The organism is Mycobacterium sp. E3298, assembly GCF_001666895.1.
GTDB lineage: Bacteria > Actinomycetota > Actinomycetes > Mycobacteriales > Mycobacteriaceae > Mycobacterium.
Genome location: NZ_LZJB01000251.1, coordinates 1 through 966, shown reverse-complemented (window position 1 = coordinate 966; position 966 = coordinate 1). Strand labels below are relative to the sequence as shown.

Genomic DNA, 966 nt, shown 5'->3' with positions numbered 1-966 from the left:
CGACGCCCTGGACCTTCCCGTGCACCCAGGCGGTGAGCCGGACGTCAGGTTCCGACATCGGCGACCTTGAAGTTGACCTGCGTACCGGCCTTGAGCGTGCGCCCGACGGTGCAGACCAGGTCGATGGCCCGGTCGACCACCGCCAGCAGCCGCTCCTTCTCCTCCGCCGTCAGCCCGGACAGGTCCAGCTCGAGCGTCTCTTCCAGGAGCGGATACACCTCGCGTTCGCGGTCGGCGTCCCCGGACACCCTGACCACCGCGTGGTAGTCATCGCCGAGCCGGCGGGCGAGCGGCTGGTCGCTGGACATCCCGCTGCACGCGGCGAGCGCGATCTTCAGCAGCTCGCCGGGGGTGAACACGCCGTCGACGTCTTCGGACCCGACGAGTACCCGCGCACCGCGCGAGCTGTGTCCGGTGTAACGGCGCGATCCCGTGCGCTCCACCCAGAGTTCGGTCATGGCTCATTTCTACCGGGCAGTGCGCTGAGGCCGCGTCGCGTGTGCGTACAGGGCGATCACGACCGGCGTGTCGCCGCCCGGGTCGCACACTCAAAGCCCTGAGCGCACACTGGAATCGACAAGCCCTAGCGGACGATCAGCGAGAGCAGCTTCTTACCGAATGATATTGCGGCCGAATTGTTTTCGCAGGAGACAACCACCTGCTGGCCGACCCGCTCCCGCAGCTCGCGCTCGAAGACGTCCCGCAGCGTAGACGACGCGGCCGGGCATCCGTCACACGCGCCGACCATCCGGACCGTGACGGTGTGGCCGGCCACCGAGACCAGCTCGATCGACCCGCCGTGCGAGGCGGCAAGCGCGCCGACGGGCCCGGCAAGCAGTTCCGCGGCAACGGATTCCAGATCGGGGCCGGACGACTCGTCGACCGTCCAGCCCTGAGGGTCCAGCAGCGCCTCGCCGAGCGCCTCGCGGACGTCGTCTCCCAGTTCACGCCAGCTGCTGCCGGCGC

General features: G+C 69.4%; 2 protein-coding genes. Both read right to left on the bottom strand.

Features of this window, described 5'->3' with window-relative positions; genetic code table 11:
* Positions 1-44 precede the first annotated feature (44 nt).
* On the bottom strand, positions 45-458 hold the full coding sequence (locus A9X05_RS11780; protein ID WP_067748193.1) for an OsmC family protein: 414 nt from the start codon (positions 456-458) through the stop codon (positions 45-47).
* A 125-nt stretch (positions 459-583) separates the two neighbouring features.
* Positions 584-966, bottom strand: a 383-nt coding sequence (locus A9X05_RS11775) for a NifU family protein (protein ID WP_067781535.1), incomplete at its 5' end; no start/stop codon positions are given.

Coding starts and splice junctions, on each gene's coding strand:
- A9X05_RS11780 (WP_067748193.1), bottom strand. CDS start 458: ATGACCGAACTCTGGGTGGAGCGCACGGGATCGCGCCGTTACACCGGA.